The following is a 21,729-nucleotide window of genomic DNA, read 5'->3' as shown; positions in this document are numbered from 1 at the left end:
GTAATTTTGTCGCTGTTTTTTTCATTGCCACATAATGATTATAAACGTAAGTTGAGTAACTGTTTGTAAACTTAATGATCAGTTCGAAAGCCTCAAAATAAAAAACCTGCACTTTATTGGTGCAGGTTTGTGTTGATAGGTGTAACTATTAATTTACTACCTTCTTAAAATCCAAAAGATTAAAACGGTAATCGTTCTTTATGAAATCCTGAATTATTGCTGCATGTCCGGCTCCAACAATTACTACTATGGTTTTGTCTTTTGTAGTAACCTGATTTTGTATGTTGGCATACATTATAAGATTTCTTTTGTACCAGCTTGCAACAAAGTCCGAACCAAAAAACTCATTCTCATCATTTAGCCTGTTTATTGTAGCAACATACAGACCTTTATTAAGCCTCATCTGTTCGTCAGAATTTAAACACTTAAAAACATCTTTAAGTTCTGTTTCTGCAATGCAGCTATTCATATAATTATTAAGGGCGGCCATTTTGCCCTGAAATGTTTCAGCGTTAACTTGTTTGCTGTTTTCGAGTTTGCCGCCAAGCAAATCATAACGTTGTTCTAAATTATGATCTGTAGAATATATGGCACTGTTATTGGCCTTTTTAGCTAACCTAAAACCAAACTGAAATATTTCATTCTCTGCATACATGCGCTTCAAAAAATCACTTTTTAAAGTGTCGGCTTTATAAAACGGCTTATCATCTTTATACAACAAATACTTTTTATTGAGTTCTTCTTTTTCATTAAACGGAAACTCTACAAAAACTTTATCAGGGTGGTGGTTTTTTACAATTGCAGTTGTAATTTCTTCCAGGGCAGCCTGATTTTTCTTGTTTAAAATGTCTCTTTCTATTACTTTCCCTCTGTCAAAACCGGGGTTGTTAAAATGGTAAGTACCAATTAATATAACATTAATCTTTTCCTGGCTAAAGCATAAGCATGAACCGAGACTTAATAGTATTGCAAAAAATAATTTCATTTATAATGGTTGGCCTTATTCTATAATCTTATAAAGCTTGTCTGAAAGCCTAATTCTGAATGGCAGGTTAAACGTTACTTTATCTCCGGTTTTGGCAATGTTGCCTTCCTGCCCGTTTACACGCAACACATCAACTGTTAGCTGTTGCTCTCCTGTTGTAGGCCCGCTGATTATAATGCGGTCGCCCACTTTAAGTTCGCCCTGCTCTATAGTAAACTGGCCTACCTGTGCTTTAGGGAAATAGTGCTCGCCTTTGCCAATAAGCGTTTTGCGAATGCGGCTGCGTTTTGCCTTTGGAGCCGTAGCAAGGGCAATATCGCCCAGTTCGCCGCTCTTTTTAAACTGCAGCTTGTCTGATTTTCCTTTACGGAATATCATGTTGCCTTTGTTTACACCACGCCTAAGCGCTTTTTGCTCTTCTTCGGGCAATTGTATAATTTCAAGGCATTCGTTAGAGCAGGTGTTGTGCATGGCTTCTTTACAATCATCGCACTGAATAAACAGCAGGTGGCAGGCCTCGTTAGCACAGTTGGTGTGGTTGTCGCATGGTTTACCACACTGGTGGCACTGCGCCACAATATCATCGGTAATGCGCTCGCCAAGGCGGGCATCAAATACAAAGTTTTTACCTATAAATTTACTCTCTAAATTTTCGGCTTTTACCTGGCGGGTATATTCTATAATACCGCCCTCAAGCTGGTACACATTTTTAAAGCCTTTGTGCTTAAAGAATGCCGAAGCCTTTTCGCAACGAATGCCGCCTGTGCAATACATCAGCAGGTTTTTATCTTCTTTATAATCGGCAAGCTGGTTTTCTATGATAGGTAATGATTCCCTGAACGTTTCAACATCGGGTGTTATCGCACCACGAAAATGCCCGATTTCGCTTTCATAATGGTTACGGAAGTCTACCACAATGGTGTTAGGGTCTTCCAGCATTTGGTTAAAATCTTTGGCTCCAAGGTGTATGCCTTTGTTGGTAACATCAAAAGAAGCATCGTCCAGTCCGTCAGCCACCACTTTATTACGCACTTTAATGGTAAGTTTCAGGAACGAAAGGTCGTCCTGCTCTACAGCCACATTCAGGCGGATGTCTTTAAGGAACGGAATGGTGTCCAGATGATCTTTAAAGGTGTAAAAGTTATCGGCAGGCAGCGAAAGTTGAGCATTGATACCTTCGGTAGCTACATAAATTCGTCCTAAAACCTCAAGTGGGTTCCAGGCCATAAAAAGCGAATCGCGAAATTGTTGAGGGTCTAAAATGTGCGCGTAGGCATAGAAAGACAGCGTAAGGCGCTGTTTACCGCTATTTTCTATCAGGGCGGTTCTTTCTTCTGCGCTTAAAGTGTTATACAGTTGCATGCTATCACAGTTTTAAGTGAGAAAAAAATAAAATATGTCGTTTGGCTCCTATTGGCGGAACCGCTGCAAAGGTAGAAATTTTTGGTAATGAGGCAAATCTGTGAGAATGTTTATTGAAGTTAACCAAGAGTAAATTCATTTGTAATGAACATTCTGAGAGAACCCTCAATTCCGGTTTGAGTTGATTTAAATGTTATTCACGCCAGTAAAAATCTTTACGTGATTCGTAAACCTATCTTTCAGATATTCTTTAAATTCCAAAAATTGTCATGTGGTATAATTATACAAAAAATAAAAGCACTCCTTTTTGGAGCGCTTTTACCTTAACTTAAGCCCTAACCAACAAAGAGCCTAAAAACTAAAACTAATGCCTGAGTAAAGCCCTATAAAGTAGGGTTTAAAATTGCCTGCATCGCGGCTAAAGGTATTTACCTGGTATTTGAACATGGGTTCAAAATTAGCTTCGAACGATTTAAAGAAGCGGTATTTAAAGCCAACACCAAGGTTTGTGCTAAAATGTATATCGTTAAGATTTTGCGCTTTACCTACATTGGTACTATAGCCCTGTGTAGAAATTACGCTTACGTTATTTTGGTTTAAGAACAGTGTGCTTACACCGCCTATAATATCGATACCGAATTTTTTATTGAGCAGTGCATACGACATTTCTACCGGAACCTCTACATAGCCCGTTCGCTGTATCATAGAGCCCCTAAAGGTTTCGTTAGGCAGCCTGTCTGCAAAGAAAGCCTCCAGTACATTAGGTCTGCCCTGATCCTGTACCACAATGTTGGCGCTGGATGTTCTTGCCGCTACATTATTGGTTTGACCCGTTAGCGAAGCATAAAATTCAATGCCTTTTGTGGCATAATTCAGGTTTACGGTGTTTACGCCTGAACGTATGTTTATTCTGTCGGTCAGGGCATAATTTACCCCTACGCCCATACTGAGGTTGTTGTCATAGCTTTTGGTATTGCCTGCGAACTGATCGTCTATAGGTGACCCGTTAGACGACATGGAGTTGTAAAACACAGGAGCTACCTGTGGTTTTACATTCCATCTGCTTTTGTTGCTGTTATCGGCAAGCTGCTTGTCTTTTTTATTGTCTTTGTCTTCCTGTTTTTCCCTTAATAATTTTTCAAGTTCATTTTCGGGTTCTGTTGCCGTGGTGTCTACGGTTGTTTCAGCAACTGCTTTATCTTCTATTGAAGTTGTTTTGTCTATGATGGTGGCATCGGTATCGATGACATTGTTTTCAGCCTTCTGATTTTCTGCTACAGAATTGTTGTTTTGTGTATTGCTGTTTATAGCAATGCCATTTTTTGTATTGCCCTGTGCAGCATTATTTTTATTTGTAGCACTGTTATTGTTAGCTATGCTATTGTTCTTATTGAAAGCACTATTGTTGGTGGTTGAATTGTTGCCTGGAGCACTATTAGTCGAGTTATTTTTGTTTGCCGAATCATTTCTGGAAGAAACATTGTTGTTTTCGGCTACAGCGGTAGCGGTGTTAGGTTGCCCAATACGATTGGTATTAGTAATGCCACTTTTTACAGTATTATCCTTGCTGTTATTGTTTTGCATAGCACTGTTGTTAGCCACAGCATTATTGGGTTGCGCAATGCCTTTACCTTTTTGATTGTTGCGGTTTACTATGGTGTTATTATCAGGTGGTAGCAGTGTGTTTTGTTTTGCTCCTGTTTTACCACTGTTGTTATTATACGTGTTTTTAGAGTTGTTTACTATTGCATTGTTTTTAGGGCTAATAGTTTTTGGTGCTGTATTATTCTGAATTTTATCCGAAGCCGATGATTTTTGCGAACTATGAACTTGGTTTAATTGGTCATTATTTTTAGAGCTTACAACTACAGCATTCTTATCTATTCCTGATGACGGATTTTTACGGTTTTTGCCAGAATCAATAAGGGTATTTGTATTAACATCGGTTGGCAGGGTTTGTAGAGGCGATTGCTCATTATTGCTATTTGGCGCGGTAGTAATAGCCGGATCCTGCTGTTGTGCACCATCCCATCCGTTAAGGTAAAAAATACCTGTTAACAGGCCCAATACCAATACGGCAGCCACACCCCCAAGCCTTAGCCATAGCGGAATAACCCTTCTTTTCTTTTTCTCTTCCAGTGCCTCCTTTATATTATCCCAAACAAATTCGGGCGGGGTGGCTTCAAAGTCTTTAAACTTTTCCTGAAAAAGCCTGTCTATGTTCTTTTTCTCACTCATTTTGCCGTTGGTATAGTGTTCCCCTGGCGGGAGTCTATTTTTTCTTTAAGTATCATCCTTGCCCTTGCAAGGTTAGATTTCGAGGTGCCGTCTGTAATACTAAGCATCTCTGCAATTTCTTTGTGCGAATAGCCGTCTATCACATACAGGTTAAAAACCATCCTGTACCTGTCGGGCAATTCCTGTATTATCTGCATCAGGAAATCCATAGACACTTCATCTGCATCAATTTCTACATCCGCCTCTTCGGGCAGATTTTCGCTCACAATTTCAAAAATGCCCTGCGTTCTGTACTTTTGCAGTACATTATTAACCATTACTCTCTTTGCCCAACCCTCAAAAGAACCCTGAAAGCGGTACTGCCCAATTTTATTGAAGATGAGCAAAAAGCCGTCCTGCATATTGTCTTCGGCATCGGCGCGGTTGCGCGAATACTTAAGGCAAACGGCAAACAGCTTTGGGGCTAAGAGCCGGTATAGCTGCTCCTGCGCCTTTATGCTGTTTTGCTGACATTCTTTTATGAGCTGCTCTAACCCCAATGGTTTCCATTTATTTTATTATTGTTGTACGGGTACAGTTACTTCTATATACTGCTGATTGCCCTGTGCATCGTTGCCTTTAAAAAATTTAAAGAGAATGTTCCTCTCGGCCGTAAGTGGGCATACAAAATTTATGGTTTTGCTCTCAGGTGCCGTATAATCTATCGTGTTGCACGTGGCACGCTCTAACAAAATAGCCTGAATGGCCACTGTGCGTGTACTTCCCCAAATTTCGTAATACGGTTCCTCAGATACATAATAGCAATCGTTTGGCTTACGGTAATACATAGTTATGGGGTAGGTTTGCCCGGGTGTTACATATTGGGGTGTCGTTACCTCTTCAATAGGTATAAATTGTATAACAAAATCATTGTTCCCGTCATCATTCAGCGAGCATCCGGCTACTAAAATCAGTGCCGAAAACATTATTAAAATCCTGCTTATCAATCGTTTCATAAATCAAATATAGATAACTCTATGCACTATAGATGCAAAAAAGTGTAAAGGTTGCGTATAAATATAAAAAAACCCGAAATTATTTCGGGTTAGTTCTTTTTTGGTTATGCCACGCTTTGGGCAATGGCATCTTTTATTTTTGCTTCGAGCTCATCGGCCATTTCAGGATTGTCTTTTATAAGGGTTTTAACGGCATCGCGACCCTGGCCCAACTTGGTATCGCCATAGCTAAACCATGAGCCCGATTTTTTTATAATTTCGAACTCTACGGCAAGGTCTAATATCTCGCCGTTTTTAGAAACGCCTTCGCCATACATAATGTCGAATTCGGCAGTTTTAAATGGTGGTGCCACCTTGTTCTTAACTATTTTTACTTTGGTACGGTTACCAATAACATTCTCCCCGTCTTTTATTTGTGCCGAACGGCGAATATCTATACGTACCGATGCATAGAATTTAAGGGCATTACCACCTGTAGTAGTTTCAGGGTTACCAAACATTACACCGATTTTCTCGCGAAGCTGATTGATAAAGAAAACTGTACAGTTTGTTTTACTGATAGTGGCTGTAAGTTTACGCAATGCCTGACTCATTAATCGTGCGTGAAGCCCCATTTTAGAGTCACCCATTTCGCCTTCAATTTCGCTCTTAGGAGTAAGTGCCGCAACCGAGTCGATAACCACGATATCTATAGCCCCGCTACGAATAAGATTTTCGGCAATTTCAAGAGCCTGTTCGCCATTGTCCGGTTGAGAAATAATAAGGTTTTCTACATCTACATGCAGTTTTTCGGCATAATTACGGTCAAAAGCATGCTCTGCATCTATAAATGCTGCAATGCCTCCGGCTTTTTGAGCCTCGGCAATGGCGTGTAGTGTAAGTGTTGTTTTACCCGATGATTCCGGGCCATATATTTCTATTATCCTGCCGCGAGGGTAGCCGTTTACGCCAAGTGCAAGGTCTACACCAAGTGATCCTGATGGTATTGCCTCAACTTCTTCAACAGCCTGGTCGCCCAGTTTCATTACGGTTCCTTTGCCGTAAGCTTTATCTAATTTATCCAGTGTAAGCTGTAACGCCTTTAGTTTAGCTTCTTTATCTCCGCTCATTTCTTTTACATTAGTTTTTGTAAAAATAGGTGTTTTTTTTGGTGTAGCAAGGGACGATTTGAGAGTGTGGAAAAATATTTAAAGTAGTATTATTTGTGTAGGCAAAATCCTAAAAACAAAAAAGCTTTCACGTGTTGTGAAAGCTTTTATAAAACCAGTGGTCCCACCTGGGCTCGAACCAGGGACCACCTGATTATGAGTCAGGTGCTCTAACCAACTGAGCTATAGGACCGGTTTTGTGGGTGCAATATTACGGCATTTGTTCTTTCAATCCAAATAAAATTTAATATTTATTTTAAATGGCTGAACGTCAGTTTTGTTGTAGTCTTTGTTTGGGTTTAAGAGTGTGTGTTTCGTAAAAAGAGTTTGGTTGTTAATAATAAAAGCTCCGTTTTGCGGAGCTTTATTGTGTTGTTTTATCATTAAGGTTAGTGAGGGTTGTGTGCCCTGTCATCTACAGCGTTTATTTTCTCTACCTTATCTTTCCAAAACTGCATCAGTGTAAACGATACTATAACTGACGATGCTAAACCTTCTATAAATAATCCTATTCCAAACTGGTAGGGAGACGGGTTGCCGCCACCGAAAATATAATCAGACGCATATTTTTGCAGATATTCTTCTCCGCCCTTATATTCTACATACATCATAAACGAAAATACCCCTAAAATAAGCCCTGTAAGTCCTGTGAGTATGGCCGATGTTATGTTGGTGAAATAACCGTCTATATCATCGTTAAAATTTGCTTTTATGGTTCGGTTAATACCATAAATCACAAATACAAAGTTTACTAATCTTAGATAAATATTGTCTGATAGTCCCATAACCTCCATAAGCAGGAAAAACAAACCAATGCCTATAAAAATTATTATGCCGTTAATAATGATCCTTGAAGCTTTCATAATTGTTTTATTTTGTGTTCTTATTCAGTTACTCTTTGTTTTACAATGGTTTGCAAAAGGAGTGATAACATTTCAGCCCATTTGTGTGTAAAGGTGCAGGTGTTATTATTTATACCGAATTTAGCTATAAAACAGCAGAAGCTAATGTGATTTAGTAAAAGTTTAATAAAATAAATAAACTAAAACTAAGAATTTGTTAAAATATTTATTTAATCAGAATATTATTACTATCATAAAGCAATATCCAGTCGCAATGCCAAAAATAATTCCATTTGGCAGTGCCAAGGTCGGTCTTGTCATCTATGAGTTTTAAGAAAGGACCGCTGTTTATGGCAATGTTGGTTAGGGCATACACTGCTACATCTATATTTTTTGCAGCATATTTTTGTTTTATGCGTTGCGCCATTTGCCATATCATATCGGGGCGTGTGCCCATGCTGGCTTCCTGTTTTGGGGTAAGGTCTTTAGATATGTCATAAAACATATCCTGACCCGTGGCCTTATCTATAACCTTAAAATGTGTGCTGCCTTTACGGCTTCTAAGCATCATGCGCCAGCTTAGCCTATGGCCTTCTTCGGTCCATAAAACATCGCCTTTTACAAGATGATGCCTCAGGGGGAGCAAAAACTGTATAATGAGATAGGGAATAAAAAAATATTTTAAAATGTTTATTCCTTCGGTGGTCATGCCATAATTTTCGATTGCAGGTTTTTTACGGAAAAACAGTTTGCGGATTTTTTCCGGGGGGTAAAAAAATACAGCAAAGCTTAGTGCAAAAAACGGGAAAATACCTATTTGTAGTGTTATGGAATTAAATAAATGAAAGATAAGCGATGCTATAAAGGCAATGGTACGGGTTCGTTTAAAGAGCAGGCAGGGCACCACAAGCATATCAAAAGCAATGCCTGCGTAGGCCAAAAACATGTAAAACCACTTTTGTGTAACGATTGCTCTAACCCATGGCCTCCCAATAGTTCCTGACATTAGGTTTCTTGTAAAAGTACCATCCAGCCAGTCCGGATAAAATTTTGCTATAGTAGCGTAAAAATATACAATGCTAACCATTGCTATCATTACCCAGGAGCACCAGGTGGACATGGTTAGTTTTTTTATGGTGGGGTCTAGTTTTGCATCTATAGATGCATATCGGTTGGCAGGCAAAAATGTCATCATAAGGCAAACAAGTACCAAAAGGTAGTAATGGTTGTTGTAGGATGTTTTTTGCATAAAATATACTCCTGCCCATAGTAGGGTAAACAACCCCATGCTAAAGCGGTATTTGTATCCTGCCATGACCATTAATCCCAGCAAGCCCATCAGGGCAAAATAAAAATACATTCCGTTGCCGGGCAGCGGTTGCAGCCACTCCATGCCAATATGCGAAAAAGTGAACTTTGGGATAATAAAGTTGCTCTTAACCCAGCCTGTCATAATTGCCCCAAAAGTTTCGCAGGCAAGCAAAAAGCCTAAAAATATCCTGAATATTATTAAGGGTGCGTTGTCTGTTTCTTTTAGCAGGCGGTTTATCATGCGGGGCTTTATTGTTGGTTAAAATAAGCTATGGCATTTTGTTTGTCTTTGGCAAGCTGAATCTTTAAAGCCTCGATGCCGTCAAACTTTTGTTCGTTGCGAAGGCGGTGGTGCAGGCTTATTTTTAATTCAGTGTCATACAGGTTGGCATCAAGATCAAAGAAATTGACTTCTATGGTTTGATGGGTTCCGTCTACAGTCGGGCGTGTGCCAATATTCATCATGCCATAAACGGTTGTATTGTTAATCAGTGCCGAAACAGCATATACGCCCTTGTTAGGTATAAGCTTATAATCTTCTGTCGCAATATTTGCAGTAGGGTAGCCTATAGTGCGCCCAAGCTGCTTGCCTGTGGTTACGGTTCCGGTAATAAAATAAGGATAGCCCAGATAGTTGTTAGCAATATCGAGTTGGCCGTCTGTAAGGGCATGTCTTATTTTTGTGGAGCTAACAGTAATGTCGTCTACATCGAGTGCGGTAATTTGCTCTACTTCAAAACCAAACTCTTTACCCATTCTTACAAGGTCTTCTGTTGTGGCGGTACGGTTGCGCCCAAAACGATGGTCATGACCTATAATTATTTTTGCAATGTTAAGCCGTTTTACCAATATGTCTTTTACAAAATCTTCTGCAGTAAGGCGCGAAAACTCACGGCTGAACGGATGTATTATAAGGTTGTCTATGCCGCTTTCTTCCAGTAAGGCAGCCTTTTCGGTAATGGTGTTTAGCATTTTAACATCGGCGTCGGGCTGCAGCACCATTCGCGGATGCGGAAAAAAGGTAAGCACTGCTGTAGGACAGCCAAGTTCTTTACCGTTTTTTATAAGTTTATCCAGCAGGCGTCTGTGCCCCAGGTGTACACCATCAAAAGTACCCAGGGTAACAACAGTTTTAGCAGGAGACGAAAACTCCTGTATTGCGTTAAAAATTTTCAAACCCAAGCATTAAAAGTTAGGCAAAGTTAAATTTTATCCCCGTTAAACACATTGTACGATACATAAAATTTAATGCTTTGCCGACACATTTGGCGAAATCACCGACAAATATGCTTTTTCAGTGAAAAATTAACTATAAAACATTAGTAAATGTCTATTAAGCAACTAACTTTGCGTTTTTTACCTAAAACAATTATGAAAAGTAAATTACTACTGTTAGCATCCCTTTTGCTATTAAATTTAGGGAATGCCCGGGCTCAGTACTGGAAGCCGGTAAATAATGGCAACCTTGCTGGTCTGGAAAAAACCGAGAGGATGGCAATGCCCTCTGCCTATCATCTTTTTAGCGTAGATCTTGCGCAGCTAAATAACACATTACATACTGCTCCGTCAAGAAAAGCAGGTGTGCCAAGCAACGTTATTGTGGCTTTTCCGGGTACTGACGGAAAATTACAGCATTTCCGTTTATACGAGGCGAGTGTAATGAGTCCGGAGCTTGCTGCTAAGCATCAGGATATGCAATCATATACCGGTCAGGGAGTGGAAGATCCTACAGCTACTATCCGCATTAGCGTTACAAGCTGGGGTTTTCATGGCATGGTGCTTTCGGCTAAAGGAACTTATTTTATAGATCCATATACTACAGATCTTAAAAACTACATTGTATATAAAAAATCTGATCTAGTAGAAGACAGACAGTTTACATGTCATGTAGAATCAGAAGTAGAGACCAGTGCTCAAAGGGCTATAGAGTCTGAGCAATCAGTTCTTTCTAATGACAGCAGCCTTAGAACATACCGTCTTGCAATGGCATGTACAATAGAGTATGCACGTTACCACTATGTAAGGGCTGGCCTTACTAACGGAACAGAAGCTCAAAAAAAGGCAGCTGTTCTTGCCGCAATGGTGGTTACCGTTACCCGTGTAAACAGTGTTTATGAGAAAGAACTTGCCGTAACTCTTGAGCTGGTTCCAAATAATGAGGACATTATTTTCATAACTTCAGATAGTTTTGATAATACTAATGCCAATACACTTATTACACAGTCACAAACAGTTATAACGGCTGCTATTGGTACTGCTAACTTTGATATTGGCCACACGGTTAGTACAGGTGGTGGTGGTTTGGCCGGTCTTGGTGTTATTTGTAACTCAAATAATAAAGCCCGTGGTATTACAGGCAGCAGCGCACCGGTAGGCGATCCTTATGATATTGACTTTGTTGCTCACGAAGTAGGTCACCAGTTTGGTGGGTCACACACGTTTAACGGTATAAGCGGCAGCTGCCAGGGAAATCAGGAACCTGCTTATGCTGTAGAGCCGGGTGGTGGTACTACCATAATGGCCTATGCCGGACTTTGTGTTACAGGAGATATACAAACTAACTCTGATGACTACTTTCATACAGTAACGCTTGACCAAATATATGCAGTATTGCGTTCTACAAGCTGTGCAGTAGAGACAACGATTAATAATACAGCACCGGATGTTCCGACGGTTGGTGTACGTAGTATACCTTATGGGACTGCTTTTATTTTAAAAGGGAGTGAAGCTACAGATGCAGAGGGAGATGCCCTTACTTATAGCTGGGAACAAACTAATGCAAATGGTACTAATGTAAACAGGCCGACAGCTACATCTACAAACGGGCCTAACTTTAGGTCGTTGCCTCCAACCACAGAAAGAGACCGTTACTTCCCTCAGCTTTCAGATGTGTTAGCGGGAAATCTTACTCCAACTTGGGAGGTTATACCATCGGTAGCACGTACGCTGACTTTTGCCTACACTGTAAGGGATAATAGTGCCCTTGGTGGACAAACATCAAAAAGAGGGACCAGTGTTCTCGTTAGAAATGTAGGTCCTTTTGTTGTAACCTCTCAGGCTGAGGCTGGCATTACATGGATTCCGGGTGAACAGCAAACCATTACATGGGATGTGGCCGGTACAACCGGAAGCGGTGTCAATACATCTCAGGTAAATATACTGCTTTCTACAAATAGTGGTCTTACTTTTGATACAGTTCTTGCTTCTGCGACAGATAACGATGGGTCTGAAACTATTACAGTTCCAAATATCCTGAACGGTAACTGCCGTATAAAAGTAGAGCCTGTAGACAATATATATTATGCAGTTAATGCTTCTGTTTTTGCAATTGGTGTTTCGGTTTCTGAAGAGTGTAATACTAACGCAAATACAGCTTCTGTAACTATACCGGATAATGATCCGGCATTTACTACAAGCACTATTGAAGTTACAGATGGTGTAGACAACGTTACATCAGTAACTGTAAACGTAAATATAACACATACAGGTGTTGGAGATCTTATTGTTAAGGCAATTAATCCTGTTGGAACTGAGGTAATATTATGGCAGCAGCGTTGTACTACTAATGACGACCTTATTATAAACTTTAGTGATGCAGGCTCTAACGCAATTTGTGCAACTACAGAGTTTGGTTTTACTTACAAGCCATCTACACCGCTTTCTGCATTTAATGGTCAGGAGGCTAACGGTACATGGACACTTGCTGTTTCTGATAATGCTGCGCAAAATACAGGTACATTAAACAATTGGTCGCTAACTATATGCGGACAGGTATTTACACCGCTTAGTGCAACACAGTTTAATCTTAAAGATTTTGCATTATATCCTAATCCAAATAACGGTAGCTTTAATGTACAGTTTACTCCGCAATCTCAGGATGCTACTGTAATTAAAGTACACGATATGAGAGGCCGTGAGGTATTTAGCAGCAACTACACTGCTACAGGCATGTTTAACAACAGTATAAACCTTCAAAATGCACAAAGCGGCATTTATATGGTTACTGTACAAAACGGAAGCCGTAAAGAAGTTCGTAAAGTGGTCGTTAACTAACGATACCTTTATTATAAATAAAAACAGAGCGCCTTTTTGGGCGCTCTGTTTGTTTATGTAAAAGCTTGTTTATAAGTAAAGTATAACTAAGATTCTTCCTGTAGGGCATTCCATCCTCTTGCTTTTAGAGGTATTTTGGTATTGGCTCGGGTAATAAGGTGTATGCCTTCGCTTTCCTGTGTCATATGGCCTATAACTGTAAAGTTAGGGTTGCCCTTTATCTTGTCATAATCTTCCATGGCAATGGTAAAAAGCAATTCATAATCTTCGCCACCGTTAATGGCAACAGTTGTAATATCAATATTAAATTCTTCGCATACGTTTATAAGCTGCGGGTCTACCGGAATTTTTTCTTCATATAAATTGCAGCCCACACCACTTTGTTTGCACAGATGTATTATCTCGCTCGATAATCCGTCTGATACATCGATCATCGAAGTAGGTTTAATTTCAAGGGCGGCAAGTATGCCATTGATATCCTGGCGTGCTTCGGGTTTCAGTTGACGTTCTATAAGATAGCTGTAGGCATCAAGGTCCGGCTGGTTTTGTGGGTTAACTTCAAATACCTGCTTTTCTCTTTCAAGTACTTTAAGCCCCATATAGGCGGCACCCACATCGCCGGTTATTACCAACAGATCGCTGTTTTTAGCACCGTTACGATAGGCAATTTTATCGGCATCAGCCTCGCCTATGGCAGTAATGCTCAATATCATCCCTTTTTGAGATGATGTAGTATCTCCACCTACAATATCGACCCCATACGATTTTGCTGCGAGCTTAATGCCGTCATACAATTCATCCAGGGCCTCAACCGGAAAACGGTTACTAACGGCAATAGAAACTGTAATTTGGGTAGGCTTGGCATTCATGGCATAAATATCGCTCACATTTACCACCACCGCTTTGTAGCCAAGGTGTTTTAGAGGCATATAAGACAGGTCAAAATGCACACCTTCAACCAAAAGATCGGTACTTACCACTACTTTTTTATCTTTAAAGTCGAGCACGGCTGCATCATCGCCTATGCCCTTTAGAGTGCCGGGCTGTGATAACTCTATATCGTGGGTTAGGTGCTCTATAAGGCCAAATTCGCCCAAATTGCCCAGGCTGGTGCGTTGCTGGTTTTTATCTTCGATCATTTTTTTGTGATTCTTAGTTGCTTACAAATAAAAGTTCTTAGATTCTTAGTGACTAAGCATCTTAGAATGCACAAAGGTACAAAAAATACACCCCTGCCGAAATGGATCCGGAACAGGGGTGTAAAAATACGTTTGGAGAGGCGTTATACTAAAGATAGTGCATGCTCTATGTCGGCAATAAGGTCGTCGGCATCTTCAACCCCTACGCTAAGGCGCACCATGTCATCGGTAATGCCAATTTCGGCACGCTTCTCAGCAGGTATCGAGGCGTGTGTCATTAGTGCAGGATGGTTGGCTAATGATTCTACTCCGCCAAGCGATTCTGCCAGTGTAAACACTTCAAGGTTTTCAAGAAACGTAATGGCATCTTTTTTATAGCCGGACGTAAAGGTAAACGATACCATTCCGCCAAAACCGCCTTTCATTTGCTTTTGGGCAATTTCATGTTGCGGGTGGCTCTCTAAACCAGGGTAGTACACCGCTTTAACTTTAGGATGGTTGTTTAAATATGCTGCCACTTTAGCACCATTTTCGCAATGGCGTTGCATGCGCAGGTGCAGGGTTTTAATACCTCTTAATACTAAAAACGAATCCTGTGGACCTAACGTGCCGCCCGTGGCAAACTGTGCAAAGTGCAATTTTTCGCCCAGTGCTTCGTCTTTTACTATCAATGCCCCGGCAATAACATCGCTATGTCCGTTAAGGTATTTTGTGGCGCTGTGCATAACAATATTAGCACCAAGGTCTAAAGGTTGTTGCAGGTAAGGCGTGGCAAAAGTGTTGTCTACGGCAAAAAGTATGTTTTTAGCTTGTGTAATTTTGGCAATGGCCTCAATATCGGCAAGTTTCATTAAGGGGTTGGTTGGGGTTTCTACCCAAACCAGCTTTGTTTTTTCATTTATGAGCGACTCAAATTTTGCTGTGTCGTTCATATCTACAAAATGAAAAACAATACCGTAATCCTGATAAATTCGGGTAAACATGCGGTAAGTTCCTCCATAAAGGTCGTCCATGGCAATAACCTCATCGCCGGGTTTCAGTAGTTTTAAAACAGTGTCGGTAGCTGCAAGGCCAGACGAGAAAGCAAGTCCGCGCACACCGTTCTCTATACTGGCAAGGGCATTTTCTAAGGCTGTACGTGTAGGGTTTGCCGCGCGGCTGTATTCATATCCCTGGTGCACGCCGGGGCTGCTTTGTGCAAAAGTGCTGGTTTGGTAAACCGGGGGCATTACTGCGCCGGTGCTGGGATCGGTTTGCTGACCGCCGTGTATGGTTTTAGTGTTAAATTTCATATAAAGATGGTATGATGTCGTAAAATTTTAGGCAAATTTACACAAATAGATCAGCTGCGTAACAAGTACGCCTGCCTTTTGCATAACAATAACACTTTGCCGATATGAAATATTTTACAGGCTTACTCCTTGCGCTGTTTTTATTAAGTGCATGTAAAAATGAAAAAGAAGGAACTCCCGAAGCAGAAACTTCTGAAGTTGCAGCACTTTCTTTTGAACCTAAAGAATACAGTAAAAAAACAGCATTGCCCGGCAAAGAACCCCGAACGTATGTATCGATAAGCATACCCGAAGCTACAGGTGGTAGTCCTGCGGCAAGCGACACTATTAACAACAAAATATTCAGGACGGTTAGAAGTATTGTATATTTTGGCGAAAAGCCAACCAACGCCAAAAGCTATGACGAACTTATGGATTCGTTCATAAAATCGTATGAGGAGCTGGCTAAAGAGTTTCCTGATGAGGCACTGAGTTGGGAGGCTAAAATTAAAGCTACCGTTGATTATAAAACCGACAGCCTTATAAACATTAAACTGAATAATTACATGTTTACCGGAGGTGCCCATGGCTATGAGGGCGACCGCTCGTTGTTGTTTAATGCGCAAACCGGAAGAAGCCTGGTCTATAAAGATATTTTTAAAGACGAAAAAGGTTTTACTGCCCTGGCAGAAAAGAAATTCAGGGCCAAATACAAAATACCCGAAGGGCAGAGCATCAATGCCACCGGACTAATGTTTGAAGGTGACAAATTTGTGCTACCACAAAACATTTTCTTTAAAGAGAATGGATTGCTTTTGTATTATAATGCCTACGAGATTGCCGCCTATGCTGAGCAGCAAAAAGAAATCCTGATACCTTACAGCGAAGCTGATACCTTTTTAAAATTGAAATAAGCCAGCCTTGAGTCGTAGTTATGGTTTTCAAAAAAAACTATTTCACAAAGTTTCGCGAAGAAGGCGCAGAGATTCACTAAGATCTGTCAATATGACGGAAACTAATTTATTAGTATCGTTAATTATTTTAAAATCAGTTAAAAAACCTTTGACAGGCTTTGTGTCTTCTTTGTGAACCTTTGTGTAAAGCCTCCTAATTTTTTTTACATTTGTGTTTTATAACAACAAACAACAAAAAAGTTACAAATGGCAACACTAACCGATACCTTCGGAATACAAAAAGCCTTAACCCAACTGGGCATAACCGAAATTAACAACGGAACATCTACAGGAACTGTTAGCTTTGCCGATGGCGAAGTTATATCATCATTCTCTCCGGTAGACGGACAGCTAATTGCAAAGGTAAAAACTTCTACTCCTGAAGACTATCAAACCGTAATGGCTAAGGCTGAAGAAGCTTTTAAAACATGGAGGCTTGTGCCTGCGCCTAAGCGTGGCGAAATTGTTCGTCAGATGGGCGAGGAGCTTCGCAAGTATAAAGAGCCGCTGGGTCAGCTGGTGTCTTATGAAATGGGCAAAAGCCTGCAGGAAGGTCTTGGCGAGGTTCAGGAAATGATCGATATATGCGATTTTGCCGTAGGGCTTTCACGCCAGTTGTATGGCCTTACCATGCATAGCGAAAGACCCCTGCACCGCATGTATGAGCAATGGCATCCGCTTGGAATTGTGGGTATCATATCTGCCTTTAATTTTCCGGTAGCGGTATGGAGCTGGAACTCTATGCTGGCACTTATTTGCGGCGATGTTTGTGTTTGGAAACCAAGCAGCAAGGCTCCGCTGTGCGCTGTAGCCTGCCAAAACATACTGAAAACCGTACTGGAGAATAATAACCTGCCAGAGGGCATTAGCAGCCTTGTTACAGGCGAAGCCTGCAACGAACTGCTAAATAACGATAAACGCATTCCATTAGTATCGTTTACGGGTTCTACTAACGTAGGTCGCCATGTATCTAAAACCGTTGCAGAGCGTTTTGGTAAAACCATATTAGAGCTTGGTGGTAATAATGCCATTATAGTATCTGAAAATGCCGATATTTCTATGGTGCTTGTAGGTGCCGTATTTGGTGCTGTGGGTACTGCCGGACAGCGTTGCACTACAACACGCCGACTTATAATTCACGAAAGTGTGTACGATAAAACAGTATCGGTACTTAAAAGTGCCTACGCCCAGTTAAAAATAGGAAACCCTTTAGACAGCAACAACCATGTTGGCCCGCTTATTGACAAAACGGCTGTACAGAGCTTTTTAAATGCTATAGAAAAAGCGCAGGCCGAAGGCGGCAAAGTGGTTACCGGAGGCGAGGTGCTTGAGGGCGAAGGCTACGAAAGCGGTTGCTATGTTACCCCTTGTATTGTAGAAGCAGAGAACCATTATGAGATAGTGCAGCACGAAACGTTTGCTCCTATTTTGTATCTGATGAAATACAGTACTATTGAGCAGGCAATAGAACTGCAAAACGGTGTTCCGCAAGGCTTATCGTCTTCGATATTTACAAACAGTATGAGAGAGATGGAGTTATTCCTTTCTCAAGCCGGATCTGACTGTGGTATTGCCAATGTAAACATAGGTACATCGGGTGCTGAGATAGGTGGGGCTTTTGGTGGCGAAAAAGAAACCGGTGGCGGTCGCGAAAGTGGCAGCGATGCCTGGAGGGCTTACATGCGCAGGCAAACCAACACCATTAACTACGGTTCACAGTTGCCATTGGCACAGGGAATCCGTTTTGACCTGTAATGAAATAAGGCTAAAAGCCATAATGTTATAAATGCAAAATACGGAGTAATCATAACTTTTGATTTTTACCTCGTATTTAGGCACTATCAAAACCTCAGCAAACGCTGAGGTTTTTTTATGAGATATGGTTACCATACTTATTTAAAGCAATTCAGAAAGTTATAAAAAGCAACTTTACACCTCGTCGGGTATAAAATTATTGTATGTTTTGTTTTTTATACCCGATGAGGTATAATGTAATAAAATTTATTACTTTAGTACCCTAAAGGGTATAATATGAGTGTTTTATTATCAGATTTCATAAAGGAGAAGCGTAGACAACTTAAGCTAACCCAACCGGAGTTGGCAGAACGTGCCGGGGTAGGGCTTCGCTTTGTTCGGGAATTGGAGCAAGGGAAAGAGTCGGTTCGTTTAGACAAGGTAAATCAGGTTTTGGCTTTATTCGGCTCCGAGATTGGAGTTGTAAAAAAAAATGAGGGATGAGACAGGCAGAAGTTTTTTACAAAGATGCATTGGCAGGTATTATCACTGAAAATGATGATGGCTATACATTTCAGTATAATGAAGATTACTTAAAAGACATTAATTCAAAGCCTGTAAGTCTTACATTACCTCTACAAGTGAAAATCTACGAGAGCAAAATTCTATTTCCCTTTTTTGATGGGTTAATTCCCGAAGGCTGGCTATTAAACATTGCAATAAGCAATTGGAAAATCAATGCAAGGGATAGGTTTGGTTTGTTACTCACATTATGCAGAGATTGTATTGGCTGTGTTTCTGTTTTACATAAAGAGAATTAATAATGGAAAAGTGTTTATACTGCTATCAGTTATTAAATGGAATTGAAACCGATTTTCATCCGTCATGTGTCAAAAAGATGTTTGGTACAAAAAAACAGCCTATCATTGATTTTGACTTAAAACAGTTAGAAGAGCTGGCAAAGCAAATTGTTATAAAGAGTGTTGCTGTAACAGGTGTTCAGCCTAAACTATCATTGAATTTAGAAAAAAGCAATAATGAATCATCGCGATTAACTATCGTTGGCTTGCAGGGCGATTATATCTTAAAACCGCCATCGTCTGAATACAAGGAATTGCCGGAAAACGAGGATTTGACAATGCACCTTGCAGAACTGGCAAAAATCAGAACGGCTAAACATTCCTTGATCCGGTTGAGTTCGGGTGAGCTGGCCTATCTCACTAAACGGTTTGACAGAGAGAACGGAGTAAAAATTGCCGTTGAAGATTTTTGCCAGTTGAGTGAAAACCTTACCGAGCATAAATATCGGGGTTCTATTGAAAAGGTTGGCAGGCTTGCCAATAACTTCACAACTAATAAGGGTTTTGAAGCGCAGCGTTTATTTGAAACAGTGTTGTTTTGTTATCTAACCGGTAACGCTGATATGCACCTGAAGAACTATAGCCTAATAGAAAATGCTTTGGGTGAATATGAGTTTTCACCAGCTTATGATTTACTAAACACGGCATTGGTTATTCCTGATGATAAAGAAGAATCAGCCCTTAATATAAATGGTAAAAAAAGCAAACTGAAGCGAAATGACTTTAATGTACTTGCAGGGGCGTTACACATACAGGAAAAGCCGCTGGAGCATATTTATAAAAGATTTAGTAAGCTGCAGCCAGTGTTTATAGCTTTTATAGAGCAGAGCTTTTTATCAAAAGACATGCAGGAAAAGTATATCGAATTGCTCAATGGAAGGTATAAACAACTATTCTCATAAAAATATATACTTTATCTCTTATTGTGATTCAAGAGTTTTTAACCATGCTAAAACTTCCTAAAAATACTATCGGGGTTTGTTTTTTCAATTCGCAATACCTAACGCCTAACACCTGCTACCCAACACCCAATACCCTTAATGCGGTATCGCAGCGATAAGCTTCTTGGTATATTCTTTTTGCGGATGGGCATAGAGGGCATCGGCCTCGTTTATTTCTTCAATTTTACCTTTATTCATTACGAGCACCTGGTCGCTCATGTATTTAACCACGGCAAGGTCGTGCGAAATAAATATATAAGTAAACCCAAAGTTCTCTTTAAGCTCATTGAGCAAATTAAGCACCTGTGCCTGTACCGAAATATCTAATGCAGAAACCGACTCGTCGCAAACAATAAGTTTAGGCTGTAACGCAATGGTTCGGGCAATGCCAATGCGCTGCCTTTGCCCACCGCTAAATTCGTGCGGATAGCGGTTAAAATGCTCTTCGCCCAAACCAACGCGGTTTAGTATCTCTATGGTTTTGGCGCGCCTTTCTTTATCGTTGGCATACAGTTTATGCACCTGCATGGGTTCCATAATAGCTTTGCCCACCGTTATGCGCGGATTGAGCGATGAATAGGGATCCTGAAAAATGATCTGTATTTCTTTGCGCAGTTCGCGTATCTCTTTTACCGATAGTTTTGTAAGATCTTTGCCACGGTATAAAATTTTACCGGCAGTGGCTTTGTCCAGTTGCAATATAGCATTGCCAAGAGTTGACTTGCCACAACCCGATTCGCCCACAAGGCCAAGAGTTTCGCCCTCATATAGTTTAAAGCTTACATCGTTGACAGCCTTAAAGCTTACATTTTTACCAAACAGTCCGGCAGACGATACATACTCTTTTTCTACATTAATTACTTCTAACAAAGCAGGCTGACTGTACAGTTCTTTATGTTTTTGTTCGCGCTGTTGTGGGGTTATTTCGGTAGAATTTACGGTTCCGGCAAGATAATCCTGTATAGTGGGCAGGCGTTCCAAACGCACATCGAGCGATGGGCGTGAGTTTATCAATGCTTTAGTATATGTATGTGTTGGGTTTGTAAAAATGTCCTGTGCATTGCCCTGCTCTACAATTTCACCACGATACATAACCAGTACACGGTTGGCAATATCGGCTACAAGTGAAAGGTCGTGACTTATAAAAATAATGCTCATGCCTGTTTCCTGTTGCAGTTCTTTAAGCAGCAGGATAATTTCTTTTTGCACGGTAACGTCTAACGCGGTGGTAGGCTCATCGGCAATAAGTATTTTAGGTTTGCAGGCAATAGCCATGGCTATCATTACGCGCTGCTTTTGCCCACCCGATATTTCGTGCGGATAGCGTTCAAATATCTTTTCGGGATTGGGCAGCTTTACTTTGTCAAACAACGCCAGCACGGTTGCTTTAATATCTTTATCAGATAGTTGTGTGTGTTCTTTTAAAATCTCAGCAACCTGAAATCCGCATTTAAGCGACGGGTTGAGCGAGCTCATTGGCTCCTGGAATATCATGGCGATATCATTACCACGCAGGCTGCGCAGTTCTTTTTGGCTTAGAGCCGATATATTTTTACCTTCAAATTCTATCGTACCATTGGTAATCTCTAAAATGCCTTTGGGCAGCAGTCCCATCACCGCCAGTGACGTAACCGATTTACCTGAACCTGATTCTCCTACTATGCCCAATATCTCGTTTTGGTGCAGCACAAATGAGCTGTCTTTTACAATAGGTACCCACTGGCCTTCTTTTCGTGCCGAAAGTGTTACATGGTTTATATGGAGCAGGTTCATTTTGTTGTTGGTTGTTAGTTGCTAGTTGTTGGTTTGGTGTAAATATACAAAAACATCAGTATTAGGCTGTGGTACAAAAGAAATACGACACAGAGTAATTAAAAGCAAAACCCCAAAGCGTTTA

Annotated in this window: 18 protein-coding genes and 1 tRNA gene; 6 read left to right on the top strand and 13 right to left on the bottom strand. The window is 40.6% G+C overall.

The features are described from left to right. Positions 1–148 precede the first annotated feature (148 nt). The 10 genes from GR160_RS08980 to GR160_RS08935 all read right to left on the bottom strand — a co-directional run bounded on the left by GR160_RS08980 (position 149) and on the right by GR160_RS08935 (position 10,057). Positions 149–985 carry a DUF5694 domain-containing protein gene (locus GR160_RS08980; protein WP_160749524.1) on the bottom strand — a complete coding sequence of 279 codons (837 nt, stop codon included), beginning with the start codon at positions 983–985 and terminating at the stop codon, positions 149–151. A 15-nt stretch (positions 986–1,000) separates the two neighbouring features. Then, entirely contained in the window at positions 1,001–2,347 is a 1,347-nt protein-coding gene (locus GR160_RS08975; protein WP_160749523.1) for a rhodanese-related sulfurtransferase, read from the bottom strand. Positions 2,348–2,698: 351 nt separating this feature from the next. Further along, a complete protein-coding gene (locus GR160_RS08970) occupies positions 2,699–4,585 on the bottom strand; it encodes a PorT family protein (RefSeq protein ID WP_160749522.1) in 1,887 nt (628 codons plus the stop codon). After that, positions 4,582–5,124, bottom strand: a complete 543-nt coding sequence (locus GR160_RS08965; protein ID WP_160749521.1) for an RNA polymerase sigma factor — start codon at positions 5,122–5,124, stop codon at positions 4,582–4,584. The genes GR160_RS08970 and GR160_RS08965 overlap by 4 nt, the downstream gene beginning before the upstream one ends. Positions 5,125–5,142: 18 nt before the next feature. Further along, a complete protein-coding gene (locus tag GR160_RS08960; protein WP_160749520.1) occupies positions 5,143–5,580 on the bottom strand; it encodes a hypothetical protein in 438 nt (145 codons plus the stop codon). A 104-nt stretch (positions 5,581–5,684) separates the two neighbouring features. Then, a complete protein-coding gene (gene recA / locus GR160_RS08955; protein ID WP_160749519.1) occupies positions 5,685–6,689 on the bottom strand; it encodes a recombinase RecA in 1,005 nt (334 codons plus the stop codon). 158 nt (positions 6,690–6,847) lie between these two features. After that, a tRNA-Ile gene (locus tag GR160_RS08950) sits at positions 6,848–6,921 on the bottom strand. A gap of 196 nt (positions 6,922–7,117) precedes the next feature. Further along, positions 7,118–7,591, bottom strand: a complete 474-nt coding sequence (locus GR160_RS08945; RefSeq protein ID WP_160749518.1) for a hypothetical protein — start codon at positions 7,589–7,591, stop codon at positions 7,118–7,120. A gap of 205 nt (positions 7,592–7,796) precedes the next feature. Then, positions 7,797–9,122 (bottom strand): HTTM domain-containing protein, encoded by a 1,326-nt coding sequence (locus tag GR160_RS08940; protein WP_160749517.1) that lies wholly within the window; start codon positions 9,120–9,122, stop codon positions 7,797–7,799. Positions 9,123–9,130: 8 nt separating this feature from the next. Continuing rightward, positions 9,131–10,057, bottom strand: a complete 927-nt coding sequence (locus GR160_RS08935) for a bifunctional riboflavin kinase/FAD synthetase (protein ID WP_160749516.1) — start codon at positions 10,055–10,057, stop codon at positions 9,131–9,133. A gap of 195 nt (positions 10,058–10,252) precedes the next feature. Here GR160_RS08935 and GR160_RS08930 point away from each other — a divergent pair, with 195 nt between their 5' ends. Next, positions 10,253–12,934 (top strand): reprolysin-like metallopeptidase, encoded by a 2,682-nt coding sequence (locus tag GR160_RS08930; RefSeq protein ID WP_160749515.1) that lies wholly within the window; start codon positions 10,253–10,255, stop codon positions 12,932–12,934. A gap of 86 nt (positions 12,935–13,020) precedes the next feature. On the opposite strand, the gene thiL is transcribed toward GR160_RS08930, so the two are convergent. Both thiL and GR160_RS08920 read right to left on the bottom strand, forming a co-directional pair. After that, positions 13,021–14,073 carry a thiamine-phosphate kinase gene (gene thiL / locus GR160_RS08925; RefSeq protein WP_160749514.1) on the bottom strand — a complete coding sequence of 351 codons (1,053 nt, stop codon included), beginning with the start codon at positions 14,071–14,073 and terminating at the stop codon, positions 13,021–13,023. A 143-nt stretch (positions 14,074–14,216) separates the two neighbouring features. Beyond that, positions 14,217–15,365: a cystathionine gamma-synthase gene (locus GR160_RS08920; RefSeq protein ID WP_160749513.1), complete on the bottom strand. Its 1,149-nt coding sequence runs from the start codon at positions 15,363–15,365 to the stop codon at positions 14,217–14,219. Between the two features lie 104 nt (positions 15,366–15,469). On the opposite strand from GR160_RS08920, the gene GR160_RS08915 reads away from it, so the two are divergent. From GR160_RS08915 to GR160_RS08895, 5 genes are all read left to right on the top strand, one after another. Beyond that, positions 15,470–16,258, top strand: coding sequence for a DUF3298 and DUF4163 domain-containing protein (locus tag GR160_RS08915; protein WP_160749512.1), 789 nt, complete (start codon positions 15,470–15,472; stop codon positions 16,256–16,258). 246 nt (positions 16,259–16,504) lie between these two features. Then, the gene (locus GR160_RS08910; RefSeq protein WP_160749511.1) at positions 16,505–18,052 is read left to right on the top strand and encodes an aldehyde dehydrogenase family protein; all 1,548 of its coding nucleotides are present in this window, start codon (positions 16,505–16,507) and stop codon (positions 18,050–18,052) included. A gap of 276 nt (positions 18,053–18,328) precedes the next feature. Next, a complete protein-coding gene (locus GR160_RS08905) occupies positions 18,329–18,535 on the top strand; it encodes a helix-turn-helix transcriptional regulator (protein WP_160749510.1) in 207 nt (68 codons plus the stop codon). Further along, the gene (locus GR160_RS08900) at positions 18,532–18,852 is read left to right on the top strand and encodes a HipA N-terminal domain-containing protein (protein ID WP_160749509.1); all 321 of its coding nucleotides are present in this window, start codon (positions 18,532–18,534) and stop codon (positions 18,850–18,852) included. Before GR160_RS08905 ends, GR160_RS08900 begins: the two co-directional genes overlap by 4 nt. 2 nt (positions 18,853–18,854) lie before the next feature. Then, entirely contained in the window at positions 18,855–19,793 is a 939-nt protein-coding gene (locus GR160_RS08895) for a HipA domain-containing protein (RefSeq protein WP_160749508.1), read from the top strand. Positions 19,794–19,928: 135 nt separating this feature from the next. On the opposite strand, the gene GR160_RS08890 is transcribed toward GR160_RS08895, so the two are convergent. Continuing rightward, positions 19,929–21,605, bottom strand: coding sequence for an ABC transporter ATP-binding protein (locus tag GR160_RS08890; RefSeq protein ID WP_160749507.1), 1,677 nt, complete (start codon positions 21,603–21,605; stop codon positions 19,929–19,931). Positions 21,606–21,729: the final 124 nt, after the last annotated feature.

Source organism: Flavobacterium sp. Sd200, assembly GCF_009826935.1.
Classification (GTDB): Bacteria; Bacteroidota; Bacteroidia; order Flavobacteriales; family Flavobacteriaceae; genus Flavobacterium.
Note: the sequence above shows the minus strand (reverse complement) of the source record. Positions and strands in the feature narration are given on the sequence as shown.